Raw genomic sequence first — 23,117 nt, 5'->3', positions numbered from 1 at the left:
ACGGGAGGGAAGCACGTCCCACCGGACGACGTGTCCCTTACGAGAAATCAGCCCGTCAGGGTGTTGCTCGGGGAGTGGGTGGTGCCGACCCTGAACCACACGGCGCCGCCCATGTCGCCGCAGTGCGAGCCCCAGTCGGCCGACAGCAGGTCCACCAGGAACAACCCCCGGCCGCCGAGGCCGTCCGCCGTCGCCTCCCGTACGGTGGGGCCGCCCGTCGCCGACCCGGCGTCGAGCACCTCGACGTGGACCATGCCGTTGCCCACGCCGACACGCACCGTCACCAGCCCCTCCTCGTGACGTGCCGAGTCGGAGTGCACGACGGCGTTGGTGACCACCTCGCTCAGCAGCAGCAACACGTCGTCGAGGAGGTCGGCGCAGGACGCGCCGTCAAGGTCCTCAAGCAGCTCACGCACCCACGCGCGGGCGTCGGGAACCGAGGAGGGCGTGGCCGCGAACGCGCGCAGGCCGACCGGGCGGACCGTACCCCACCGGGCGTCCCAGCTCGCGTCCCACCGCGCGGCCCAGCACCTGGCCCAGCAGGTCGCCCACCGCCCCGGGGTCCTCTCCCGGCACTCACCCTCAAGGAACACGCACGGACGAGATTGCCGATGCGCCGTCATGGACATTTCGCGTCCTCATCGTCTCCTCGTCATACCCCCCGTCCGAACGTCAGGGGATGCCCAACAGCCGTACCGAAGCACCATCTCCCTGGGATCAACACAACGCAATCCGTAGGAACCTCCGTAGAGCTACGTAATCCACCGAAAAACTGGTGTTCACAACCACTATGAGTTCACTTACGCTTTCACTCCACGTGGTGCTGCACGGCGATGCGGACAGGGGCATGCGATGGCCACGGCTCCAAGGCACGAGGCGTACGGTCCGGCGCGAACGGCGTCACCCGTCCTCGTGGGACGTGAGACCGAGCTGGAGTCACTGACCGCGACGCTCTCCGAACAGCCCGCGGTGGCCATGATCGAGGGCGAGGCCGGAGTCGGCAAGAGCAGGCTGCTGAGAGAGCTGCTCGGCCGTCCCCCGCTGCGGAACCTGCGCATCATGCTCGGCCGCTGTCAGTCGCTGCGGGAGCCGTTCCTCTACGGCGCGGTCATCGAGGCGCTCGGCGGTCTCGCCCACCCGCCCGTCCCGCCCTCCCTGGCCCGCAACCGGCTCAACCCGGTCACCGGCGTGCTGCGCGCGCTGCTGCCCGAACTGTCGGCCTACCTGCCCGAGGCGCCGGAGCCGACCGGCGACCCACGGTCGGAACGCCACCGGCTGTTCCGCGCCGTCAGGGAACTGCTCTCCGGCGTCGGGCCCGCGCTGCTCGTCGTCGAGGACCTCCAGTGGGCCGACGACGGCTCACGGCACCTGCTCCGCTTCCTGATGGCCGACCTGCCGCGCAACCTGTCGATCGTGGTCACCTACCGGCGCGAGGACGTGCCCGGCGGGGTGCCGCTGGGCAGCGCCTACCGTCCCCCGCCCGGCGCGGCGAGCATCCTGGTGAACCTGCGCCCCCTCGACCGCGCCCAGGTGCGCGTCCTGGCCGCCGCCCTCCTCGGCAGGACCATCTCCACCCGGTTCGCCGGAAAACTGTACGAACGCACGGCCGGCATCCCCTTCGTCGTCGAGGAGACCCTGCTCGCCCTGCGCGACTCGGCCGAGGGCGGCCGGGCGACCCGGCAACTGCTGGAGAACGTCGAGGTCCCGGTGCTGCTGCGGGAGGCCATGGCCGAACGCCTCACCGGCATGCCCCTGCCCGCCGTACGGCTCGCGCAGGCGGCGGCCGTACTGGAGACGCCCGTCGACGCCGGGCTGCTGAGCGAGGTCGCCGGGCTGACCGAACGGCGTTGCCACGAGGCCCTGGCCTCCGCGCTCGGCAACGGCGTGCTGTACGAGATCGACGAGCGCTCCTACGGCTACCGCCACTCGCTGGCCCGGCAGGCCGTCTACGACACGCTCCCCGGCTACGACAGGCAGCGGCTGCACGCCCGCGCGCTGCGGGCGCTCGAACACCGCGTCCCCAGGCCCGTGGTGCGGATGGCGGAACACAGCCACCACGCCGGGGACGCCGCGCTGGCGCTGCGCTACGGCGAGCGGGCCGCCGACCTGGCCGCGCAGGTCGGTGACGTCTCGGCGGCCACCGGCCTGCTCCAGCGCCTGCTGGGATACCCGGGGCTGCCCGCCCGCGACGTCGACCGGTTGGCGGTCAAACTCGGCCAGGTCGCGCACACCGGTCTCGACCAGTACGACCCGGTGGCCACCCTGGAGCGGCTGCTGAGCGACCCCCGGCTCTCGACCGCCGCCAGGGGCGAGGTGCGGCTCTTCCTCGGCATGCTCCTGGTGCGGCAGATCGGCGGTCTCGAAGCGGGCCGCGCCGTGATCGAGACGGCCCTCGACGAGCTCGGCGAACGCCCCCACCTGCTCGCCAGAGGGGTCTCCGTCCTGGCGCAGCCCTTCTACGGCACGGCTCCGGTGTCGCAGGTCCTGCTGTGGCGGGAACGGCTGCGCGAGCTGATCAGGGCCTCGGAGGGCGAGGTGCGCCTGTCCCTGCTGGCCAACCACCTGTCGTCGCTGATACAGACCGGCGACCCGAGCGTCCTGCGGGAGCTGGCGTTCCTGTCGCCCCCCGCCCCGCTGACCACCGGCGAACAGCGGCACCTCGCCCGCGTGCACTGCAACATGGCCGACGCCTGCACCTGCGTCGGCCACCACGACCAGGCCAGGACCCTGCTGGAGACGGGCCTGCGGCTGGCCATCGACTCCGGGGCGCCGTTCGTCGTCAGCACCGCCCGCGCCTCCCAGGCCAGGCTCTCCTGGTTCCTCGGCGAGTGGAACGGCCTGGCAGAACGCGCGACCGACCTGCTCGACGAGTACCACGACCTGTTCCCCGTCGCCAGCGAACTCTCCCTCGTCCTCGGCTCGCTGGCGATCGTCCGCGGCGACTGGGAGGAGGCGGAGGAACGCCTGGCCGTGACCGGCGTCGCCGCCCCGCACGACGCCATCACCCCGATCGCCATCGGCGGCTTCGCCGGCCTGGCCAGGCTCAGGCTCGCCCAGGGGCAGAACGCGCTCGCCCTGGCCGAGATCGAACGCGGCCTGGCCGTCGCGCGTGCGAAGGGCGTCTGGTCCTGGACCGGGGAACTCGTCCCCGTCGCGGTCGCCGTACTCGTCGAGGTCGGCAGGACGGACGACGCCAGGCAGCTCACCCGGGAACTGGAACGCAACATCAAGGGCAAGGACACCCCGATGGCCGCCGCCGCGCTGGAGATGGCCGGGGCCTGGCTGGCCCGGGCCTCCGGCGACCCGGCCCTGGCCCTCGACGGTTACGAACGGGCCAGGGACCTCTACCGCGCGCTGCCCGCGCCGTACTACGCGGCGCTGGCCGCCGAACAGGCCGCGCTGTGCCGGATGGACCGGGGCGGCGCCGAGGCGGCGCGGGCGACCGAGGAGCTGTCCGCGCTGGCCGACGACTTCGCCGCGATGGGCGCGCCCCGCGACGCCGACCGGTGCAGGTACCGCCTGCGCAGCCACGGCACGGTCAAACCGTCCAAACGGGGCCGCCGGGGGTACGGCGACGTGCTGTCCCCCCGCGAACAGGACGTGGCCAGACTGCTGGCGAAGGGCCGGACCAACCGCGAGATCGCCCAGGCGCTGTTCCTGTCTCCCCGTACGGTCGAACAACACGTCGCCAGGACCCTCAAGAAACTCGGCAAACAATCCAGAACCGACCTACTCGACGACTGACCCTTCTTCACGGGGGATCGTGGACCGGGAGCCACGGGGTCGTGGGGTCGGTGGGGTCCGTGGGTACGGCGGGCAAAAACCACGTACCCCTACGGATGTCGTCCCGGATTGTTCGGCGTCCGCCGTCGGCACAGAGTTGTCCATGACGCCCTCCCACCTCGTGGAGTACGGAAAGGACTGCGGTGCCTCCCGGGACGGGCAACGGCGTCCCCCGTCTCAGCGGGGTCTCCTCGGTCGGTGGGAGGGCGGAAACGGCATCTTCCCCCATCCACCACACGAGGTTCGGGAGCCAGGGATCGGCAGTGCTGTTGGGAGCCGCCGGGTAAGGGCATCCCTGGATGCGAGTGGCCCCCGGGGCTCGGGAAACCCGGGGGCCTGGCGCACGTCTCTCCCAAAAAGCGCGGGAGACCCACGTCGATCCGTGCCCGGACCGGCCGTCGCCGACGGCGGGCCGTTCGCGGGCCGTGGTCAGGGTCTACGGCTGGGGCGCTGAGAAGACGCCCGCGCGGGCGGCGGCGGCAGCGGCGTCGGCCGCGCGTACCGCGTCGTGTTCGGTGACCGGCTCGTGGGTGACGAACAGCCGGTAGTAGACCGGGGCGACGGCCGTCCTGATCACGTCGGCGCCGTCCGTGCCCGCGGGCACCTCGCCCCGTTCGACGGCCCGCCGTACCACCTCGGCCGCCTGCTCGTGGCGGGCCGTGAAGAAGTCGTGCAGGGATCGCGCGGCGTCGCCGTTCTGCACGGCGGCCGTCACGAACGCGGCGGAGACCGGGCCTGCGACGGGGTCGGCGAACCCGCTCTGCACCAGCCGGACGATCTCCCGCAGGTCCTCCTGGAAGGAGCCGGTGTCGGGCATCGGCCACGGCTCCTCACGCGCGAGCTCCAGCGCGTCCGCGATCAGCCCCTCCACGCTCCCCCAGCGGCGGTACACGGTCGTCTTGTGGACACCTGAGCGGATCGCCACGTTCTCCACCGTCAGTCCGCCGTAACCGTGTTCGGCCAGTTCGGCGAGGGTCGCCTGCCGTACGGCGTCGCGCACGCGAGCGCTGCGACCACCGGGACGCTGCTCCAAAGTCTACTCCAGTTGCATTAGGCGCCTTGACCCTGCTAGCCTAAAGCAACACGAGTTGCGATTGGAGTTCTTCACTGACCACACAGCTCTCCCTCAAAGGAGTCTCGAAGTCCTACGGCGAACGCCGGGTCCTCAACCAGGTCACCCTCAGCGTCCGCCCCGGCGAACGCGCGGGGATCGTGGGCGAGAACGGTTCCGGCAAGTCCACGCTGCTCCGGATCATCGCCGGGACGGAGACGCCGGACGACGGCGAGGTGACGGTCTCGGCGGCGGGCGGCGTCGGCTATCTGAGCCAGACCCTCGGCCTGCCGGGTGACCACACCGTCCAGCAGGCGATCGACGCCGCCCTGGCCGAGCTGCGCGCGCTCGAACGCGACATCCAGGAGGCCGCCGAGGCACAGGACATGGACAGGTACGGCGAGCTGCTCACCGCGTTCGAGGCCAGAGACGGCTACGAGGCCGACGCCCGGGTGGACAAGGCGACGCACGGGCTGGGTCTGTCACGGATCGAGCGCTCACGCGTGCTGTCGAGCCTGTCCGGCGGCGAGCAGGCGCGGCTGGGGCTGGCGTGCGTGCTGGCGGCCTCGCCGGAGATCCTGCTGCTCGACGAGCCGACCAACCACCTCGACGAGGCGGCGGTGACCTGGCTGGAGGACCGGCTGCGCGAGCACAGGGGCACCGTGGTGACGGTCTCACACGACCGGACCTTCCTTGACCGGGTGGCGACGGCGATCCTCGAAGTCGAGGACGGCACGACGACCAGGTTCGGCGGCGGTTACAGCGGGTTCCTCGCCGAGAAGGCGGCGGCCAGGCTGCGCCGGGAACAGGCCCACGCCGACTGGCGGGAGGAGATCCGGCAGGTCAAGGAGTTCGCCACGACCACCGCGCACCGCGTCGCCGTCGGCCGGGCCATGAAGGACAACAACAAGATGGCCTACGACCGCAACGCCGGGCGCGTGCAGAGCTCGGTGGCCTCACGCGTACGGCAGGCCCAGGAGCGCCTGCGCCGCCTGGAGGAGAACCCGGTCCCACGCCCGCCCAGGCCACTGCGCTTCCACGGCACGTTCGCGCCCGCCGGTAGGCGTACGGGCACGCTCGTGCGCCTCGACCGGTTGCGGATCGCGGCGGGCGACCGGCTGCTCATCCACGGGCCCAACGGCGCGGGCAAGTCGACGCTGCTCGCCGCGATCGCGGCCGAGGCGGGCGCACGGACCGGCTACCTCCCGCAGGAGGTGACGTTCGATCCGGACAGGACGGTCATCGAGACCTACGGCGGAGAGGAGGAGGCGCTGCTGGCGACCGGCCTGTTCCCTCCGGAGGCGCTCGAACTCAAGGTCGGCGCCCTGTCGGTGGGGCAGCGACGACGGCTGGCGCTGGCCGTACTGCTGGCGGGCGAGCACGACCTGCTGCTGCTCGACGAGCCCACCAACCACCTCTCGCTCACTCTGGTCGAGGAGCTCGAAGAGGCGCTCGACGGCTACGGCGGCGCACTCGTGGTGGTCACGCACGACCGGGCGCTGCGGCGCCGTTTCACCGGCACGGAGATCGAACTCTCAGGGGGCGACATATGTTGATCAATGGTTCACCTTACGGCGTCGTCACCGGTTCCGACGGCGCGCTGTGGTTCACGCTCGTCCATCAGGGGCGGATCGGGCGGGTCGTGCCGGGCGAGGAACCCACGATCTTCCAGCTCGATCCCGCCGACGGTCAGCCCACGGTGATCACCGCGGGGCACGACGGGGCGCTGTGGTACACGGAGTTCGCCGGTGGCCGGATCGGGCGGATCACCCTGGACGGCACGGTCACCGCCTTCGACGTGCAGTCGCCGTACGGCATCGCCGCGGGCCCCGACGGGGCCATGTGGTTCACCCAGCTCCAGGGCGACCGGATCGGACGTATCACCACGTCGGGCGACATCACCCTCCACCGGCTGCCGACCGAGGGCGCGATGCCGTCGGCGATCACGGCGGGACCCGACGGCGCGCTCTGGTTCACCCTCAACCAGGGCGACGCGATCGGCCGCGTCACCGTCGACGGCGAGGTGACGCGGTACGCGCTGCCCACACCGGGCGCCGCCCCGGTGGGCATCTGCGCCGGACCGGACGAGGCGCTGTGGTTCGTGGAGATCGGCGCGGGTCAGGTGGGCAGGATCGACACCTCCGGCGCGATCAGCGAGTTCCCGCTGCCCGACCGCGCCGCCAGGCCGCACGCCATCGTGACCGGCCAGGACGGCGCCCTCTGGTTCACCGAGTGGGGCGCGGGCAAGCTGGGCCGCGTCACCACCGAGGGCCGGATCGAGGAGTATCCCCTGGAGGGCGCCGAACCCCACGGGCTCACGGTCGGGCCCGACGGCGCGATCTGGGTCGCGATGGAGTCCGGAGCCCTGGTTCAGCCCAGCCTCACGGCCTCATAACACTGTGTGGTCCAGTCGACGGTCACCAGGTCGTCGAAATCCCGGTGAATCACCGTGGTTATTCTCCCGATCAGGGACTCACCTCTCTCCGGCCCGAGCGTCTGGAAATAGGACGTCGAACGCAGGTAGGCGCCGAATTCCGCGGCCCTGAGCGTCTCCTGCCACGGAAAAAGGACACTGCCGAGATATTCGAACCCGGGATGCGCGTCCAGTTCGTCGCCCGGCCAGGTCTCCGGATCCTGGATCACCTCGGCCTCGGCCCCGGTGATCGGCTCGGCGGGCCGCTCAAGGTCGGACAGCCCGAAGTCGTCGTAGATCGCGCGGATCGCGGCGACGACCTCCTCCTGCCTGAGCGGGCCGCAGTTCCAGACCAGCCCCAGGAACCCGCCGGGCCGCAGCAGGGCGGCGGCCCGGTCCATCCGGGTCTCCGGGTCGGTCCAGTGCCAGGCCTGCGCGCTGACCAGCCCGTCGTACGGCCCGGCCGCCGCGAACGACTCGAAGGTCGCCACCTCGACCCCGACCTGTCCCCCGGCGCGGCTCGGCAGGATGGCCGCCATCCGGGGATCGGGCTCCACGGCCGTCACCGTGAGCCCCTGGTCGACGAGCCCCACCGTGGCCTTCCCCGTGCCCGCCCCGACTTCGAGCACCTTCGGCCCGGGGAGCCTTCCCGCGATGTACTCGAAAAGCTCGTCCGGATAATCCGGCCGAGCGTCGTCGTAAACCTGGGCGACACCCCCGAATGACAGAGCGTGCCGTTCCGTGTACGCCTTATCGTCCTCCATGGAAATCACTCTATTTCCCGAAGGCGATTTCCGGTTTCCCGTGAGGGATTTTCCACCTGCCACATCGGCGCACCAATAAGGCCACGAATTCATCTCGTCCGCGAAAGGCCCGGTCGAAACGACCGCGCCTGGGAGACGGTCTGCTCGCGTACCCAGGCGAGGCGAACGCTCAGTCGAAACGAATGTGCCTGAGGCCCGTCGCCGCCCGGCGGACACGACCCCGTAGTCGGCCGTCGGTGTTCGGGGCGAGCTTCAGGCCGGTCGAGGCGGCGATCCGGTCGGCGACCTGGGCGACGGTGATGTGGTCGGTCCAGATGTGCTCGGCGAACTCCTCACCGCGCAACCGCTCCAGGCACCGGTCGAGCTTGGCCACGGCGAAGCTCTCCCTCCTCAGTGCGACCTTGCGCCCTGCGAAGAACCGCACGACCTGGCCGAAGCCGCGCTCACGCAACCGCCGCAACACGGTCGCCCGGTCGGCCAGCAACGCGAAGTGCCGTACGTCATGGCCGTTCTCCCGCAGCCGGCCGACGATCTCCCCGAAGTACTCCGGCTCCACGACCGTCATCGGCACGATCACCGGCCCGTCGTGCTTGCCGAGGACCAGCTCAAGCATTTCGTGAACCCCGTGCCGCCAGGCGGGAAGGTCCTGGAAGTCGCCCCGCAGCTCCGGCGGCAGCATCCGGTGCAGACCGAACCCGACATGCTCCGGATCACAGATCACACTGCCCGGCAACCGCCGCCGAAGCTCATGAGCCGTCTGCGTCTTCCCGCCCCCAAAAGGCCCATTAACCCAAACCAACATCCCCCGACCCTACGACCCCATCCCCGCGCACGTGGGGATCGTTCATCAGCAGGCCTCCGCCTCACCCCCTGAGCAGGCAGAACGGGTGACCCGCCGGGTCTGCGAAGATCCTCCAGCCTCGGGGATCGGTGTGGAGCAGGGTGGCGCCGAGGCTGAGGACCTCGTTCTGGGCCTGGTCGAGGTCGGGGACGTCGACGTCCAGGTGGAACTGTTGCGGGTGCGCGCTGTCAGGCCATCGGGGCGGCCGGTAGTCCTCCACCCGCTGGAACGCGAGCACAAGACCAGAACCGGTGTGCAGGGTCGAGAAGTCGTCGTCGACCGCCCACCGAGGATCGGGCCGATTGACCACGCCGCCCAGAAGCGCCCGGTAGAACCGTGCGAGTTCCAGAACGTCCGGGCAGTCCAGAACCACGCACTGCAGCCTGCCGATCATCGAAAATCCCTTCGCCAACAACCCGACAGCGCGCGGCCGTCCGCCCCACCGCGAGCCGGAACATCAGCCGTGCGGAGGCATGTCCACATCATGTGGCATGTCGACGAAGCGACCGTAGTGCCCCTGGAAGGCCACGGTGACCAAGGCCGTGGGACCGTTGCGGTCCTTGGCCACGATCAGGTCGGCCTCCCCCGCACGGGAGGACTCGCGCTCGGCGGCGTCGTCGCGGTGCACCAGGACGACAAGGTCGGCGGTGCGGGCGACGGGGGCGCACAGGTCGGTGTACATGTCCGGCGGCCGGTTGGAACCCGCCTCGGACGGGAGGTCGAGGTCGGTGGAGACGATGATGGGGACCTCCAGCCGTACGGCGAGCGCCTTGAGGGTCTGGACGGTTTCGGCGATCTCCTGCTCGTGGGTGCCACCGCGCGTGTCGGGGCGGATGTGCCGCAGGCCGTCGACGGCGACCAGGCGGGCCGCGGGCTCGTCGGTGCAGGCACGGGTGATGCAGGCGCTCAGCTCGCCCAGGGTCCAGTCGGCGGGAGTGGCCAGGAACAGCGGGGCTTCGGCGATGCGGGGTGTCACCTGAGCGAGCCTGTCGCGGTCGATGTCGTGCAGGGTGCCGCGTCGTATCGCGTGCCGGCTGACGCGGGCCTCGGCCGAAGCGATGCGGGTGAGCAGGTCACGCCGGGAGGACTCGTAGCTGACCAGCAGAGTAGGAGTGTCGTCGGTGAGGGCGGCGCCTCGGCAGAAGGCGAGCAGCAGGGTCGTGCTTCCCACGCCGGGACGGGAGGCCACGACGGACAGGGTGCCGGGACTCAGGGAGACGAGAAGGGCGTCAAGGTCGGTGATGCCCGTGAGGACACGGCCGGAAGGCCGACTCCGAACGGCGTCGAGGTGCTCTAGAAGACCGTGGAACTCCTCGCGGACCGGGGCTGGGGCGGGGTCGTAAGGCATGGCGGTCATCTTGTCAGCCGGTACCGACACCCACCGGTCGCCGCGCGAGGACCTGTCAGCGGTTCCACAGCGCGGCGGCCGGTCATGACAGGTGGTTCAGAGGAGCTTCCACTCCTGGTAGGGCAGGTCGTTCGAACAGTCCTGCTGGACCACGAGGACGCCGTCGGTGAGGTTGCCTCGCGGGACCGTCAGGCACTTGCCGCTGTGACGGGCGACCAGGCTGAAGTAGCCGTTGGGCCGCTGGACGAGTTTCCACTGCTGCTGGGTCGTGCGGTAGGTGGTGTCGCAGGCCTGCTGGATGACGGACGCCTGGTCAGTGGTGGCCCCTCCCTGGACCTCCAGGCACTTGCCGCTGTGCTGGGCGCGGATCGTGTAGTAGTTGTCCGCGACGAACCCGTCCGCGAGGTCGCTGTTGTAGGCGGCGACGAGGTTCCATGTCTGGTTGTCGGGGGCGTCGTAGCAGTGCCACTGCTGTACGGGCTGCCCGGCGGCCTGGTTCGCGCCGGGGACGTCCAGGCACTTGCCGCTGTGGTTGACCATCAGCTTCGCCCTGAACAGCGGGGCGGGGACCGAGGTCGCCGCCGACGCGGCGGGGGCGACGACCGGGATCGCCCCGCTGACTGCCAGGGCGCACAGACCGGCGGCGATTCGTACGGTGGAGATCGTTGCCTTCATCGTGATTTTTCCTTTTCGACCGATTCGGGAAGATCACTCAAGCATTTCCAACACCGTATGTAATGAATCAAACACGTAGAGCTTTGTCCATCGTCGATTTTCACGTCCAGGCCCCACGCCCAAACCCCATGAAGGTCGTCAGGGTGCGGAAGCCGTACCACTCGGCCGGTGACCTTTCGACCACGAGTTCACCCCCGGAAGGGCATTTGACCTGGTGTTTGTGGTGGTCCTGGCACAGTCGGACACATGGCGCGCGCTCACTCCATCAGAGCCCGGATGACGATCACGACGGTGGTCGCGTTCGGCCTGGTCATCCTGGGTGGAGCGGCGACGATCTCGGTCACCTACCCGGCGCGGGTGCGGGCCCAGCTCACCGACCAGGCCGCCGCCGCCAGCCGCCACCTCACCACCATGATCGACGACCGGCGGTTCCCCGGGCAGATCCCACCGCAGGGCGACGTCCGGCTCCTGCAGATCGTGGACGACCAGGGCCGTGTCCTGGTCTCCTCCCGCAGGTTGGAGGGCCGTCCGCCACTGACGCGGGCCAGGCCGACCGGAGGCGACTCGCGGGTCGACGACCGGGTGTGCGCGGGGTCACGTTGCATGGTGATCGTGGGCACCAGCAACCGCGCCACCGTGTACGGCCCGGTCGTGGCCTACGCCGCCATGGAAGAACCGTTCATGGTGAACTCGCCCCTCCTGCCCGCCCTCCTGTTCGGCTCGTCCGCGCTGCTCCTGGCCCTGATGGGGTGGGGCGCCTGGTACGGCGTCGGCCGCGTCCTGGCACCCGTCGAACGGATCAGGCAAGCCCTGGAACGGTTCAGCGCCGAGGATCTCAGCGGACGTGTCGAGGTTCCGTCCACCGGGGACGAGGTGGCCGAACTGGCCGCCACGGCCAACGAGACGCTGAACCGGCTGGAGAACGCCGTCGAACGGCAGCGCCGCTTCGTCTCCGACGCCTCCCACGAGCTGCGCACCCCGATCAGCGGTCTGATGGTGCGCCTGGAGGCGGGGATGGAGGAGCGTACCGAGGCCGACTGGCGGGCGGCCCTGGACGACGTGCAGCGGTTGGCCGACATCGTGCAGGACCTGCTGCTCATGGCCCGGCTCGACGCGGGGGCGCCCGTCTCGCAGGAGCGCTTCGACCTGGGACGACTGGTCGAGGACGAGAGCGGGCGACGGCCCTGCCGGCTCTCACTGACACTGGACGTCGAGCCCGGCGTGTACGTGCGGGGCAACCGGCTGCGGCTGGCCCGCCTGTTCACCAACCTGCTGTCCAACGCCGACCGGTACGGCGACTCGATGGTGCGGGTGGTCGTACGGGGCCACGGCGACGAGGCCGTACTGGAGGTCGTGGACGACGGTCCGGGGATTCCACCGGAGATGCGGGAGCGGGTGTTCGAACGGTTCACCCGGCTTGACCGCACCCGCTCACGCGACGCCGGAGGGACCGGGCTCGGGCTGCCCATCGCCCGGGACATCGCCCGCGACCACGGCGGCGACCTCAGCGTCGGAGACGGCCCGCAGACACGGCTGGTCCTGCGGCTCCCCCGGGCCTGACGATCGACGTCCGCTCCGGCCGTACGGCGGGCCTGTCCGGCGGTTAGGTTCCGGGCATGAGCCTTTACGAGCGACGGCCTCCCCTCGTCGCGGATGAGCGGACCCAGCTGGTCGGGTGGCTGGACCTGCAGCGGGTGCTGGTGCGCCACAAGCTGGAGGGGCTGCGGGCCGAGGACGAGCACCGTGCCGTGCTGCCGGAGTCTCCGCTGATGACACCGGCCGGGCTGGTCTCGCACATGCGGTGGACCGAGCACTGCTGGTTCAACGTGATCTTCCTCGGTGAGCCCGAGGAGACGAACCCGCAGTTCCGGAAGGATCTGCCGTTCAACGCCGACATGATGGCCGACGGCGTACCGCTGGCCCGGCTGCTGGACGAGTTCGAGGCGCAGTACGCGCGTTCGAACGAGATCACCGCGGCCCACTCGTTGGACGACGTCGGCGGGCAGCCGGACTACGCCCCGACCCTGCGGTGGATCCTGATCCACATGGTCGAGGAGACCGCCCGCCACGTCGGCCACCTGGACGCGATGCGCGAACTCCTCGACGGACAGAAGGGGTACTACTGACGGCGCCAGGGCGGCTCCAGGAGTGTCCCCGGACGCGTGCCGATTCCCGTCCGGGGCCCTCCTGTGGCCGTCACGTGTGCGCTACGGGCAGGTCGGTTCGAGGAACTGGGCGTGCACGCCGACGGCGTCCCACGCGGCCTTGGTCGCGCTGAACTCGTAGGAGCAGTTGAAGTGCGTCTTGGCCGTCCTGAGCGTGGCGATGCGCGACGCGCGATGGGTCCACGGCTGGGTCTTGCCCTGCAGCCCTCCCATGAAGATCAATCCCGCCTTCTGGATGCCGATGCCGACCACCTCCACCGGCCCGCCCGAGCAGATCGGGGAGCTGGGCTTGCCGCCTCCGGGGTTGCTGCCCTCGGCCAGCAGGTAGAACCAGTGGTTCTGCGGCCCCGCAGCCTTGTGGGGATCGATGTTCGAAGGCAACGGGTAACAGTTCGGGTCGCCCGCGAGGGAGGGGTTGTACATGTAGCGGATCGGCCCGGTTCCCACCAGGTTGACCTCCTCACCGACCATGTAGTCCGGCGGGTCGAGGGTGACGGGCTCGTTGGCGTACGCCTCGGTCAGCGCGCCGAAGATGTCGCCCGCGGACTCGTTCAGGCCGTCGGTCTCGACACCGCTGCCCGCTCCGCCCGGCGTTCCCTGGAAGATGGCATGCCCGTACTCGTGGCCCACCGTGTCCAGCGAGGTCACCTGGCGCAGGTTGTCACTGGAGTGGCCGAAGCTGGTGTAACTGCCGTTCCAGAACGCGTTGACGTCGTTGAGGCCGACCCGGCCGGGGAAGCCGTGGCCCAATCCGTCGTGACCGTTACGACCCAGCCAGTTCTTGAGCATGTTCCACTGGGTCTGCGCGGCGAACATGACGTCCACGCAGGCCGTCACGAGGTCGGTCCCGGTGCCGTTGCCCCACGAGTCGGAGGCTCGGGCGTACACCTGCCCGCTCTGGTTGCCGCACTTGAGGCCCGGCCGAGTCAGGTCGGACATGGTGTACGACCCGAACGATCCGGACGTGGAGATGGTGACGGGGTTGCCGTTGTAGTAGCTGTTGCCCGTACCTTCCCTGACCTCGTCCACCTTGTCGATCACCGCGCCGGTGCGGGCGTCCACGAAGACGTGCAACACGCTCGGGCCTCTCGTGGTCGCGCCGGACACGTCGACCGCCCAGGCCAGCCGGGGTGTCGCCGTGGTGGCGTGGACCACCAACGCGGGCGCGCCCGCGCTCTCCACGGTGGCGAGCTGGGATCGGGCGATCGCGGCGGCCCGCTCGCCGGTGACCTTCGCCACGGTGCCGACGGTGATGTCGGCCGTCTGCCCGGTGCTCACCTGCTGGACCACGCCGCCCGACCGGTCGGTGCCCACAACGACCTCACCGCCGTACACCGGCAGCCCCTTGTAGGTGCGTGAATACCGCAGATACTGCACGCCGAACGCGCCCGTGACGTTCTCGGCCAGGGTCAGCGTCTCGCCGCTTCCCTTGTGAAGCCGCTTGGCCTGGGCCGCGATGGCCACGTCGGCCGCGGACTCGGCCCGCAGGCGGGACTGGGGGTCGGAGGGGGCGAACACCGGCGTACCGGCGGAGGCGGCCTTGCCGTACGGCACGGCACCCGGTGCGGCGGCGAGCGCGCCGCCGGACGTCGAGGCCGCGGTCATGGCCGCCGCCGCCAGCATGGCGATCGCACCTGTCCTGTGAATGCGGTTCACTCTCGATGACTCCTCTCACAGTTCCCTCGGGGGGTGAAGGGATTGCAGAGAGCCCGGATGAAATGGGCCTGAACCTGCCCTCAAGCTGGTCCCGAATTCGAATCTGGAATACCCCACAAATTTCCATGCAATGGCGCTATAGAAACGTTTACGGATGGCTTGGAAGGCTCGTTTACAATCACGTCCCAAGAGTTACGGCAGACCGAAAAATCGCCAACCGGACGACCTTCACCGAACCGGCGGCATGGGTGAACGGACGGGACGGGCCTGGCTGACCAGGGGTCGACAGGTGGCGGCGCCCAACCAGGGCCACGGCGCCTTCACCGGCGGCCTTCCCCCGCACGGGCCGTCATGGAATGATCCGCTGCGATCAGGACCGACCGAAGGGAAATGCATGAATGCCAAGGTGCTCGCTTTCATCGGCCTCCTGTTGGTGGGTTCAGGCGTCCTCGCCGGAATGATGCCCGTCACCGCGGAAGGAGGGGAGTGCGGTTCGGTGTTCTTCGAGACCGATTTCACGTCCGAGGATGAATCGTTTCGGAATATCGGTCCTCGAAGCAGCTGCACGGACACGAGGAGCCTTGTCCGGATCCCGATCACCGTCCTCATCGCCGCCGGCGGAGCGACATTGTTCGCCGCCTCCCTCTCCACACGAAAGACCGACCCGGAAGGCGAATGACCAAAACTCCGTCACACGCGTGCACGGCCGACCGTTCCGATCCCGCCACCGGGGCAGACGTCATACCGATCATGTGAGGACACGGAATGCCCGCCGTACCCGACCCGCCCGAGAAGAACGTTTCCCGTCTGCCGAACGGCGCCCTTCGATAACCTCGTCCCGTCCCATCCCGGACAACGGAGAAGGCGTACGGCGAACGCATGGCCGACCGGTTCAGCACCCACGACCTCGAACTCGGCGACAACGTCGTGACCAAGCGATACGCGTCGTGGGACCGAGGAGAGCCACACCGGGAGTGGACGACACTGACACTCCTGGCCGAACACGCCCCCGGCCTCGCCCCCACCCCCGTGAGGGCCGCGCTCGACGCCGACCCACCGACGATCACGATGAACAGGCTCCCCGGCCATGTCCTGCGCGGAACACACGCCACCGACGAGCAGATCGGCGCGCTGGCCGCCGCCCTGAACCGGCTCCACCGGATTCCCGCCACGGTGGCGCGGACGCTCCCGCCCGCCCCCTGGGGTCCCGCCGTGGCCGTGAACAAGGCCCGCACCTGGGCCGACAGGCGTCCCGACCTCGGCGACGACCCTCTCGTACGGCACGCCTACCGCGCGGGAGTCGCCTGGCTGTCCTCGACCGCCCCGGACGAACTCACCGTGAACCCGTTCCCACCCGTCATCGGCCTGGCGGACGGCAACCACGCCAACTACCTCTGGGACGACCACGAACGCCGGATCCGGCTGGTCGACTGGGAGGACTCCGGCCACAACGACCGCGCCTTCGAACTCGGCGAGGTGGTCGAACACATCTCCCGCCTCGACGGCACCCTGGACGCGGAGAAACTCCTGGCCCACTTCACCCTCACCCCGGCAGAGGCCGACCGCGTCCACGGCTTCCGCCGCCTCATCGCCCTGCTGTGGTTCCTCCAACTGGGCCCCACCGGCCCGGCCACCCCCCACAACCCACCGGACACCCTGAGGCGCCAGGCGAAAAGGGTCGTACACCTCCTCACCTGACGCCCTCACGCCGGGGGCCGTCACCCACTCGCAGGTACGGCAGGCGCACCCACCCCGACCGGTCACCGGCAAGCCTTCGGCAGAGGTCACACCGCACAACGCCCAACGAACGAACGCGACCCTTCCCGCGTGCGCGGGGAGCACGGCCGAGCACATCACGCGGTGGAGTACCGGCGGGGACCATCCCCGCGTGCGCGGAGAGCACATCTCGGCCCCCGGCACCGCCACCCCGAGCAGGGGACCATCCCCGCGTGCGCGGGGAGCACCACCAGCTGTGTCCCCGCGAACAGCGATTGGCCGGACCATCCCCGCGTGCGCGGGGAGCACATCGACCCCCACACCATGACCGCCGCCCTGGTGGGACCATCCCCGCGTGCGCGGGGAGCACAACAGGGGCATTTACCGGCACAGGTGACATCTCGGACCATCCCCGCGTGCGCGGGGAGCACCCTCGGCGACCTGCGGGTTTATCAGCGAAGGGAGCGGAAATTCATCACTTTCATCGACTTGGACATACCGGACACACCATGAAGTTCACCTAGACAACGCCGACCACAGGCTAACGTGCGACACGACGCAAACCTCCCTGATCCACAATCACGCCCCAAGACAGGAAACCCACCGCCCACCAGAAAGCCACACCACCGCCCTTGCCTTCAGAACTCTCCACACCCTTCAAACAACATGCCCGAAATGTCCGACTCAACGAAAGTGATGATTTCCAGCCCTCACCGCCGACAAACCCGCAGGTCGCCGAGGATGCTCCCCGCGCACGCGGGGATGGTCCCTACAGGTCGGCCAAGCCCAAAAGCATGTTGAGATGCTCCCCGCGCACGCGGGGATGGTCCCTGCCGCTGTTTCTGCCGCCGGGGTGCCTGGCAGTGCTCCCCGCGCACGCGGGGATGGTCCCCCGCCCTCCGAGTACGGCAGTTTCGAGGCGTGGTGCTCCCCGCGCACGCGGGGATGGTCCCTTGCCGCGCTTTTCGGCGTAGCCCATCAGCCCGTGCTCCCCGCGTACGCGGGGATGATCCTCTTTTCGTTGGCACCGATCGAAGGACAGGTCCGCTCGCTGGGTGCTGATGGCGCGGTCATTTAGGGTGTGTCATCAGCCCCAGGTCGTCACCTCAGCGGGCGGGTACAGCCTCGCCCGGGTCGCCCAGCCATACCTCCTGGCGGCCGTCTACCGTGACCGTCAGCCCGAACTCCTCGTGCCCCGGCCTCCCCCGCTCGACCCACCGCCGGTACGCGGCCTCGACCTCGTTCCGCTTGTACGGCACACCTACTGTGAGACGGTTGCCTGGCTGTCCTCGACCGCCCGGACGAACTCACCGTGAACCCGTTCCGCCCGTCATCGGCCTGGCGGACGGCAACCACGCCAACTACCTCTGGGACGACCACGAACGCCGGATCCGGCTGGTACCAGCGCGGACCCCAACCATGATCTCAAAATGTCACCGGAGTACCAGGGGCCCACGACAGAACTGGTTCGCTAGAGGCGTCCGTACGCGCGCAGGGTCTTGAGCTTGCCCACGGTGAGGTAGCCGCCCCATTCGTGCTGGACGAGGGGGGTCCACATCTCCCAGTTGGGCGCCCAGCCGCCGTCGTCGGCCTGGTCGCGCACTGCCACGTCCAGGTGGCGCTCCAGCACGGCGGTGTCGAACAGAGGCAGCCTCAGCGGCTCGGGGGCGAAGTCGAGCGGGTAGTGGACGTGGCCCGGCTGGTCGGGTTCGAGGGAGACGGCCGCCAGGAAGGCGGGCTTGAGGCGGGTGAACTCGGCCAGGGCCCGCTCCCTGTCGGATACGTGCTCCAGGAAGGTGAGCACGGCACGGGCCTCGTACTGCTGCATCTTGTCGAGGTCGGCGATCCGTGACCAGCAGAAGTCGGTGGCGGGCCCGAGCCACGGGTGGGTGACTCCGTGCTTGTGGAGCAGGCCCGCGAGGGGTGCGGTGGGGTTGAGGTTGGCGGGCGGGTCGGCGTCGGTCTGCCACCAGGGGGCGCGCGGCGCGTCGGTGGGCAGCATGAAGGGCACGCCGCCCTCGGGCGTGCTGATGCCGGTCAGGTAGTCACAGGCGGCAGCCGTCATCGGGTCGGCGAACGCGTCGAGCTCGTCCAGCAGCCAGAACGCGATCTCGACGGGCTGTGGCTGGCTGCCGGAGCCGCGCAGGTCGGGCTCCAGCGCGTGGCCGAAGCCGCCGTCGGCGTTCTGGTAGCCGCGCAGCGCGTCGAGCACACGGGCCCGGGGGCCGCCGCCGAACAGCGCCTCGAACCTGAGCCTGTCGAGGAGCCTCGCGTGGAGCAGCAGGTAGCCGCTCGCCCGGTGCAGAAGGTCGTTCATGCGAGCGACGATACGTCGTCGGCCATAGGCTTCTCTTGTACGAATCGGTCACGTCACGGACGTGGCCAGGGCCCGCGCCCAGAAGAGCGGCGACCTCGGCGCCTTGCTCGCTGACGCACCGGTTGGCGGCGATCACCAGCACGTATCCCAGCCGGTGCGCTTCCAGGAAGGCACGCGGGTAGGAAGCTTGGCCGTAGACCTCGTCCCCGGTCACCCAGGAGACATCGAGGCCAACGCCCAGCGCCGCGCCGATCATCCACGCGGTCAGGGTGGACTTGGAGGCGAACGAACGCGGCACTTCCCCGCATACACGGGGAGCACACTCTGGCCGACCAGAGCACCGTCCCAGAGCACGGACCATCCCCGCGTGCGCGGGGAGCACCCGGACATCAGGGTGACGCTGTACCAGGTGGAGGGACCATCCCCGCGTGCGCGGGGAGCACCCTCGGCGACCTGCGGGTTTATCAGCGAAGGGAGCGGAAATTCATCACTTTCATCGACTTGGACATACCGGACACACCATGAAGTTCACCTAGACAACGCCGACCACAGGCTAACGTGCGACACGACGCAAACCTCCCTGATCCACAATCACGCCCCAAGACAGGAAACCCACCGCCCACCAGAAAGCCACACCACCGCCCTTGCCTTCAGAACTCTCCACACCCTTCAAACAACATGCCCGAAATGTCCGACTCAACGAAAGTGATGATTTCCAGCCCTCACCGCCGACAAACCCGCAGGTCGCCGAGGGTGCTCCCCGCGCACGCGGGGATGGTCCCGGCACGAACAGCAGCGCCGTCAGCACGGCCCGGTGCTCCCCGCGCACGCGGGGATGGTCCCTTGTCCGGCTCGATGCCGAGGTGGCCTTCGAGGTGCTCCCCGCGCACGCGGGGGTGATCCTCTTTTCGTTGGCGACGGTCGAAGGACAGGTCCGCTCGCTGGGTGTTGGCGGTACGGTCATTTAGGGTGTGTCATCAGCCCCGGGTCGTCACCTCAGTGGGTGGGTACGGTATCGCCCGGGTTGCCCAGCCATACCTCCTGGCGGCCGTCTACCGTGACCGTCAGCCCGAACTCCTCATGCCCCGGCCTCCCCTGCTCGACCCACCACCAGTACGCGGCCTCGACCTCATCCCACAGGCTGCGCGGACCCCCCTGGTAAACGCGCGAGGCCGAAGGGTTCTCCTCGTCGAAGAACGTCGCGGCCCATGACCGATCCCTCAGCCCGAACAGCCACATGGTCTGCTTGCCGCTCGGGCTGCGGCCAACGGTGTGGGAGCAGCCGGGCACCAGCAGGCCGAGCACGAAGTCCACCGCGGCGAAGGGGTCATCGGTCACGACGTCGGTCTCGGTAAGCGTGGTGGTGGACTCGCGGGTATCGGCGGGCCAGTCGCCATCAGGCAGGTAGTCGCTGAAAGCCCAGCTCACCCGCTGAGAACGCACATGCATGAACCGGACAGGCCCCGTGAAGCGTCCGCTGGCGCTGCCGTCGTCGGCCACGACCAGTCGCACGACGGCGTTCTGATCAGTGAAGTCCGGCCCCCACGGAAGCACGATCACCCCGCCGGGCCGGGTCTGCCGAACCCAGGTGCAGGGAACCTCACGAACGCCTGCGGTGACCAGAACCCTGTCGTACGGCGCCCGCTCCGGCATGCCCTGCAGACCTTCACCGAGGAGGACCTTCGGATGCCACCCGGCGGCGGCCAGAGCCTTGCGGGCGGTCTCGGCCACCTCCTCGTCGATCTCGACCGACACCACGTTGTCCTCACCAAGCCGGGCCGACAGTAGAGCGGCGCACCAGCCGGTGCCGGTGCCGATCTCCAGAACCTTCGCGCTCTCGAACACCGACAGGTCGGCGAGCATGGAGAACACCACGCTTGGCATCGAACTGGAACTGGTCGCCAGATCTCCACGGTCGGCTCCGGCCCGCAGTGGCCCACCGTCGTCCCACTGGGTGATGAGTGGCACGTCGGTGTAGGCCCAGCGATACCACTCCTCGGGATCATCGGTCTTGGACACCACCAGGCGCCGCCCCTCGACTGAGGGCCACAGCACCTCGGGCAGGAACAGTTCCCGGGGCACCACGTCATAGACGGGCGCCCAGTCGAGAGTCATCGCCCCGGAGGCCAGCAAATGATCGCGTAGCCTCCGTCGGCCTGGCCCCATACCGCTCACTTCGAGGGCTTCTCGTGCTTGCCGTCATCGGGGCGACCATCAGACTGCTCCTTGGTCAGCGGCGCCGGCTCAAACACCTTTTCCTTCTCAGCGGGCTTACCTTCGTGCTCTCCCATAATGGGCATTCCTTCCCTGACCGGGCTCCCGAATGGAGCACCCACGGTAAGCGTAATCTCGCGCTCAGCAATCGGAAGGAGCAATTCATTATCCCCAGACCGGAAACGTTCCCGTAAACCTCAGTCTCCATTGAATTGGAATCGCGTATCGGTCATCGATACCAACACTGCAAGAGAGAGGACATCCGATTAGCCCGCCCGCAAACCCCTGAAGCTTTCCCCGCGTGCGCGGGGAGCACGGCACACACAGGCTTGACTGCCCGCCCCGCGCAGGACCATCCCCGCGTGCGCGGGGAGCACGCCTCGTCGAGGTCGGCACAGAGCTGGTTTGGGGGACCATCCCCGCGTGCGCGGGGAGCACACCGGTAATACCGGATGCCATATACGTACGTCCGGACCATCCCCGCGTGCGCGGGGAGCACCTCCTCCTGAGTGGGGCCACCCTCCAGGACAGAGGACCATCCCCGCGTGCGCGGGGAGCACCGATGGCTTCCCCGCCCTTACTGAAGGTGAACGGGACCATCCCCGCGTGCGCGGGGAGCACCCTCGGCGACCTGCAGGTTTATCAGCGCAGAGGGCCGAAATTCATCACTTCCATCGACTTGGACATACCGGACACACCATCAAGTTCACCGAGACAACGCCGACCACAAGCTAACGTGCGACACGACACAAAACCCCCTAATCCACAAGCACACCCCAAGACAGGAAACCCACCACGCACCAGAAAACCCCGCCGCCGCCCTTGCCCTCAGAACTCTCCACGCCCTTCAAACAACATGCCCGAAATGTCCGGCTCAACGAAAGTAATGATTTTCAGCCCTCACCGCCGACAAACCCGCAGGTCGGCGAGGGTGCTCCCCGCGCACGCGGGGATGGTCCCGTCTCCTTCAATCCCGGTTCCTTGGTCCTGGCGTGCTCCCCGCGCACGCGGGGATGGTCCTGTCTTCAATTTGGAGAACGGCGTCGATCTGACGTGCTCCCCGCGCACGCGGGGATGGTCCGCCCGTCGACGACGGATCGGTCGCGGCCTACCGGTGCTCCCCGCGCACGCGGGGATGGTCCCGCGGGATATCGCTGTCTCGTTACCTGGAGGAGGTGCTCCCCGCGCACGCGGGGATGGTCCCACGTGGGCGGCGATCGTGGGGGTGATGCCGGTGTGCTCCCCGCGCACGTGGGGATGGCCGCCTCCCGCTTGGAGAAGGGAAGGCGACGATCAAGACGTGGTGTTGAGGAGGGCGTTGATGTCGGTTTCACGGTAGCGGCGTTGGTTGCTGGGGGTTCTCACCGAGGGGATGCGGCCGGTGAGGGCCCAGCGGTTGACGGTCTTGGGGTCGACGCCGAAGATGCGGGCGACCTCGCCGGGGGTGAGGAGGCGTTCGGTGGTGCCGGTTCCGGTGGTGAAGGTGCCATCGGGGGCGACGGCCTTGAGTGGGGACATGGGGGCTCCGTAGGGGGTCAATGGCGGGTGCGGTGGAGGATTTCGTCGTGGTGGGCCAGGGCCTCGGCGAGGCGGTGGAGGGTGGTGCGGCCGAGGATGTCGCGGGCTCCGGCCGCGCGCTGGTCAGGGCGGAGCGGTTTGTAGCGGATGGCCCACCATTTGGGCAGGCCGGGCAGGTGGAGATGTTCGTAGCGCCAGGCGGGGTGGGCGCTGATGAGCAGGTCGATCATTCGTCGCTCGTAGTCGGTCATGGTCGTCCTGGTTCGGAGGGCGGACAAGAAACCCGGGCCGCAAGGCCAGGGCCTTTCACTTGGGCGGGGATTCCCGATCGCTCGGGCCGCGAGGCCGGGAGAACCTTCGCAGGGACCGCGAGACCGGGGCTTTCCCTTGGGCGGGGCCCTCGACCGCCCGGGCCGTGAGGTTCGGGGATTTCCAGCCGTTCGGGCTTGGACGGCAGGTCCTCGCGGAGACAAGGAGGGCGGGTGCCCGGCCCCGAGCCGGGGAGCACGACGGCCGGGCACCCTGGAGGAGGACCGGCCCCACACGTTCAGGGCCGGTGCGCGGTCACGTCCAGCGAAGTGGTGTATGAGCTGCCCTTCGCGTGATCCTGTTTCTGCAGGTTAAGCGGTAAGTGTCTGCGGTAGCGGATTATGGGC

General features: G+C 69.2%; 20 protein-coding genes and 2 CRISPR repeat arrays. Of the genes, 7 read left to right on the top strand and 13 right to left on the bottom strand.

Annotated features, from left to right (window positions below; translation table 11 throughout):
• Window positions 1-47: 47 nt before the first annotated feature.
• Window positions 48-593, bottom strand: a complete 546-nt coding sequence (locus ABT340_RS38225; RefSeq protein ID WP_352015810.1) for an ATP-binding protein — start codon at window positions 591-593, stop codon at window positions 48-50.
• A gap of 259 nt (window positions 594-852) precedes the next feature.
• Here ABT340_RS38225 and ABT340_RS38220 point away from each other — a divergent pair, with 259 nt between their 5' ends.
• Window positions 853-3,744: a helix-turn-helix transcriptional regulator gene (locus ABT340_RS38220; RefSeq protein ID WP_352015809.1), complete on the top strand. Its 2,892-nt coding sequence runs from the start codon at window positions 853-855 to the stop codon at window positions 3,742-3,744.
• A gap of 475 nt (window positions 3,745-4,219) precedes the next feature.
• On the opposite strand, the gene ABT340_RS38215 is transcribed toward ABT340_RS38220, so the two are convergent.
• Complete coding sequence (locus tag ABT340_RS38215; protein WP_352015808.1) at window positions 4,220-4,816, bottom strand: TetR/AcrR family transcriptional regulator; 597 nt, start codon at window positions 4,814-4,816, stop codon at window positions 4,220-4,222.
• A 74-nt stretch (window positions 4,817-4,890) separates the two neighbouring features.
• Between ABT340_RS38215 and abc-f the strand changes: the two genes are divergently transcribed.
• Window positions 4,891-6,390 carry a ribosomal protection-like ABC-F family protein gene (abc-f, locus tag ABT340_RS38210; protein ID WP_352015871.1) on the top strand — a complete coding sequence of 500 codons (1,500 nt, stop codon included), beginning with the start codon at window positions 4,891-4,893 and terminating at the stop codon, window positions 6,388-6,390.
• Window positions 6,384-7,229, top strand: coding sequence for a Vgb family protein (locus ABT340_RS38205; RefSeq protein ID WP_352015807.1), 846 nt, complete (start codon window positions 6,384-6,386; stop codon window positions 7,227-7,229). Before abc-f ends, ABT340_RS38205 begins: the two co-directional genes overlap by 7 nt.
• Here ABT340_RS38205 and ABT340_RS38200 read toward each other — a convergent pair.
• From ABT340_RS38200 to ABT340_RS38180, 5 genes are all read right to left on the bottom strand, one after another.
• A complete protein-coding gene (locus tag ABT340_RS38200; protein ID WP_352015806.1) occupies window positions 7,205-8,011 on the bottom strand; it encodes a class I SAM-dependent methyltransferase in 807 nt (268 codons plus the stop codon). The genes ABT340_RS38205 and ABT340_RS38200 overlap by 25 nt on opposite strands.
• 169 nt (window positions 8,012-8,180) lie before the next feature.
• Entirely contained in the window at window positions 8,181-8,813 is a 633-nt protein-coding gene (locus ABT340_RS38195; RefSeq protein WP_352015805.1) for an AAA family ATPase, read from the bottom strand.
• A gap of 61 nt (window positions 8,814-8,874) precedes the next feature.
• Window positions 8,875-9,246 carry a VOC family protein gene (locus ABT340_RS38190; protein ID WP_352015804.1) on the bottom strand — a complete coding sequence of 124 codons (372 nt, stop codon included), beginning with the start codon at window positions 9,244-9,246 and terminating at the stop codon, window positions 8,875-8,877.
• Between the two features lie 63 nt (window positions 9,247-9,309).
• Window positions 9,310-10,200, bottom strand: a complete 891-nt coding sequence (locus tag ABT340_RS38185) for a DnaB-like helicase C-terminal domain-containing protein (RefSeq protein ID WP_352015803.1) — start codon at window positions 10,198-10,200, stop codon at window positions 9,310-9,312.
• Window positions 10,201-10,296: 96 nt separating this feature from the next.
• Window positions 10,297-10,875 carry an RICIN domain-containing protein gene (locus tag ABT340_RS38180; protein WP_352015802.1) on the bottom strand — a complete coding sequence of 193 codons (579 nt, stop codon included), beginning with the start codon at window positions 10,873-10,875 and terminating at the stop codon, window positions 10,297-10,299.
• A gap of 276 nt (window positions 10,876-11,151) precedes the next feature.
• On the opposite strand from ABT340_RS38180, the gene ABT340_RS38175 reads away from it, so the two are divergent.
• Together ABT340_RS38175 and ABT340_RS38170 are read left to right on the top strand one after the other, a co-directional pair.
• Window positions 11,152-12,435: a sensor histidine kinase gene (locus ABT340_RS38175; protein WP_352015801.1), complete on the top strand. Its 1,284-nt coding sequence runs from the start codon at window positions 11,152-11,154 to the stop codon at window positions 12,433-12,435.
• Window positions 12,436-12,491: 56 nt separating this feature from the next.
• A complete protein-coding gene (locus ABT340_RS38170) occupies window positions 12,492-13,001 on the top strand; it encodes a DinB family protein (RefSeq protein WP_352015800.1) in 510 nt (169 codons plus the stop codon).
• 81 nt (window positions 13,002-13,082) lie between these two features.
• Here ABT340_RS38170 and ABT340_RS38165 read toward each other — a convergent pair whose 3' ends face one another.
• A complete protein-coding gene (locus ABT340_RS38165; protein WP_352015799.1) occupies window positions 13,083-14,696 on the bottom strand; it encodes a M4 family metallopeptidase in 1,614 nt (537 codons plus the stop codon).
• 289 nt (window positions 14,697-14,985) lie between these two features.
• Between ABT340_RS38165 and ABT340_RS38160 the strand changes: the two genes are divergently transcribed.
• Together ABT340_RS38160 and ABT340_RS38155 are read left to right on the top strand one after the other, a co-directional pair.
• Window positions 14,986-15,375, top strand: a complete 390-nt coding sequence (locus ABT340_RS38160; RefSeq protein ID WP_352015798.1) for a hypothetical protein — start codon at window positions 14,986-14,988, stop codon at window positions 15,373-15,375.
• Between the two features lie 200 nt (window positions 15,376-15,575).
• Complete coding sequence (locus ABT340_RS38155; RefSeq protein ID WP_352015797.1) at window positions 15,576-16,394, top strand: phosphotransferase family protein; 819 nt, start codon at window positions 15,576-15,578, stop codon at window positions 16,392-16,394.
• A 116-nt stretch (window positions 16,395-16,510) separates the two neighbouring features.
• A CRISPR array of direct repeats spans window positions 16,511-16,843; the repeat unit is 28 nt; unit sequence GGACCATCCCCGCGTGCGCGGGGAGCAC.
• Window positions 16,844-17,518: 675 nt separating this feature from the next.
• Here the strand turns inward: ABT340_RS38155 and ABT340_RS38150 are convergent.
• The 5 genes from ABT340_RS38150 to ABT340_RS38130 form a co-directional block, all read right to left on the bottom strand.
• On the bottom strand, window positions 17,519-17,671 hold the full coding sequence (locus tag ABT340_RS38150; protein ID WP_352015796.1) for a hypothetical protein: 153 nt from the start codon (window positions 17,669-17,671) through the stop codon (window positions 17,519-17,521).
• Window positions 17,672-17,883: 212 nt separating this feature from the next.
• Window positions 17,884-18,729, bottom strand: a complete 846-nt coding sequence (locus ABT340_RS38145) for a hypothetical protein (protein ID WP_352015795.1) — start codon at window positions 18,727-18,729, stop codon at window positions 17,884-17,886.
• A 996-nt stretch (window positions 18,730-19,725) separates the two neighbouring features.
• Window positions 19,726-20,844: a methyltransferase domain-containing protein gene (locus ABT340_RS38140; RefSeq protein ID WP_352015794.1), complete on the bottom strand. Its 1,119-nt coding sequence runs from the start codon at window positions 20,842-20,844 to the stop codon at window positions 19,726-19,728.
• 1,030 nt (window positions 20,845-21,874) lie between these two features.
• Window positions 21,875-22,207: direct repeats of the CRISPR family, unit length 28 nt; unit sequence GTGCTCCCCGCGCACGCGGGGATGGTCC.
• Window positions 22,208-22,236: 29 nt separating this feature from the next.
• Window positions 22,237-22,461: a BldC family transcriptional regulator gene (locus ABT340_RS38135; RefSeq protein WP_352015793.1), complete on the bottom strand. Its 225-nt coding sequence runs from the start codon at window positions 22,459-22,461 to the stop codon at window positions 22,237-22,239.
• A 17-nt stretch (window positions 22,462-22,478) separates the two neighbouring features.
• Window positions 22,479-22,712 carry a hypothetical protein gene (locus tag ABT340_RS38130; RefSeq protein WP_352015792.1) on the bottom strand — a complete coding sequence of 78 codons (234 nt, stop codon included), beginning with the start codon at window positions 22,710-22,712 and terminating at the stop codon, window positions 22,479-22,481.
• Window positions 22,713-23,117: the final 405 nt, after the last annotated feature.

This window comes from Streptosporangium sp. NPDC000239, from assembly GCF_040300765.1.
GTDB lineage: Bacteria > Actinomycetota > Actinomycetes > Streptosporangiales > Streptosporangiaceae > Streptosporangium.
The sequence above is the reverse complement of the archived record's forward strand: the minus strand, read 5'-3'. Positions and strand labels throughout refer to the sequence as shown.

Coding starts and splice junctions, on each gene's coding strand:
- ABT340_RS38180 (WP_352015802.1), bottom strand. CDS start 10,875: ATGAAGGCAACGATCTCCACCGTACGAATCGCCGCCGGTCTGTGCGCC.
- ABT340_RS38135 (WP_352015793.1), bottom strand. CDS start 22,461: ATGTCCCCACTCAAGGCCGTCGCCCCCGATGGCACCTTCACCACCGGA.
- ABT340_RS38195 (WP_352015805.1), bottom strand. CDS start 8,813: ATGTTGGTTTGGGTTAATGGGCCTTTTGGGGGCGGGAAGACGCAGACG.
- ABT340_RS38190 (WP_352015804.1), bottom strand. CDS start 9,246: ATGATCGGCAGGCTGCAGTGCGTGGTTCTGGACTGCCCGGACGTTCTG.
- ABT340_RS38140 (WP_352015794.1), bottom strand. CDS start 20,844: ATGACTCTCGACTGGGCGCCCGTCTATGACGTGGTGCCCCGGGAACTG.
- ABT340_RS38175 (WP_352015801.1), top strand. CDS start 11,152: ATGACGATCACGACGGTGGTCGCGTTCGGCCTGGTCATCCTGGGTGGA.
- ABT340_RS38170 (WP_352015800.1), top strand. CDS start 12,492: ATGAGCCTTTACGAGCGACGGCCTCCCCTCGTCGCGGATGAGCGGACC.
- ABT340_RS38205 (WP_352015807.1), top strand. CDS start 6,384: ATGTTGATCAATGGTTCACCTTACGGCGTCGTCACCGGTTCCGACGGC.
- ABT340_RS38145 (WP_352015795.1), bottom strand. CDS start 18,729: ATGAACGACCTTCTGCACCGGGCGAGCGGCTACCTGCTGCTCCACGCG.
- ABT340_RS38200 (WP_352015806.1), bottom strand. CDS start 8,011: ATGGAGGACGATAAGGCGTACACGGAACGGCACGCTCTGTCATTCGGG.
- ABT340_RS38220 (WP_352015809.1), top strand. CDS start 853: ATGGCCACGGCTCCAAGGCACGAGGCGTACGGTCCGGCGCGAACGGCG.
- ABT340_RS38155 (WP_352015797.1), top strand. CDS start 15,576: ATGGCCGACCGGTTCAGCACCCACGACCTCGAACTCGGCGACAACGTC.
- ABT340_RS38185 (WP_352015803.1), bottom strand. CDS start 10,200: ATGCCTTACGACCCCGCCCCAGCCCCGGTCCGCGAGGAGTTCCACGGT.
- ABT340_RS38130 (WP_352015792.1), bottom strand. CDS start 22,712: ATGACCGACTACGAGCGACGAATGATCGACCTGCTCATCAGCGCCCAC.